General features: G+C 35.2%; 1 protein-coding gene. It reads left to right on the top strand.

Annotation, left to right across the window (positions count from 1 at the left end; translation table 11 throughout):
- Nucleotides 1–622, top strand: a 622-nt coding sequence (locus V7183_RS25285; RefSeq protein ID WP_335361253.1) for an LCP family protein, incomplete at its 5' end; no start/stop codon positions are given.
- Between the last annotated feature and the right edge of the window lie 77 nt (nucleotides 623–699).

Below are 699 nucleotides of genomic sequence, written 5' to 3'. Positions count from 1 at the left end.
TAGCAGCGATAATGCCGAGGCTATCCATCTGGAAAAAGGCGTACAAAAGTTAAATGGTGAAGAAGCTCTTGCACTTGCTAGAACACGCCATATTGACAGTGATGCAATGCGCGGACAACGTCAACAACTTGTTATTGAAGCGATTCTGAAAAAGTTAACAAGCCTTGACTCTGTAACAAAAGTAGGTAATATTATCGACGATATTAACGGACAATTCGTTACAAACTTAACATTTGATGATATGTTATCATTCTATAAATACGGTGCAGACTCTTCAATTGAAAAATTACAAATTGAAGGTTCGGACTGTTACATGGCAAAAGGTGACGATACATGCAGTCGTTCTGCTGGTGATGGACGTACGTATTACTACATGCCAGATGAAAAAGAATTAACCAACTTAACAAATCAGCTGCGTACTCATCTTGGACTACCTGAATATAAAAAAGTTGACTCAGACAAGAAAAAAACAGGTTCGGAAAAAACAGATTCAGAAAAAACAAGTTCAGAAAAAACACAACACTCTAAATCTGATAGCCAAAACAAAAATAAATCGGATAATAAAAAACAGAACGATAGCAGTAACAAAGAAGATACAGAAACAAACTCTAGTGATAATTAATGAGAAACCCAGTTCTATGGAGGTAGAACTGGGTTTCTTATCTTTTTATATAAATACCTTTTCATTTTTCAACATCT

Origin of the sequence: Bacillus sp. JJ1127, assembly GCF_036965845.1 — a bacterium.
Taxonomy (GTDB): Bacteria; Bacillota; Bacilli; order Bacillales; family Bacillaceae_G; genus Bacillus_A.
The sequence above is the reverse complement of the archived record's forward strand: the minus strand, read 5'-3'. Positions and strand labels throughout refer to the sequence as shown.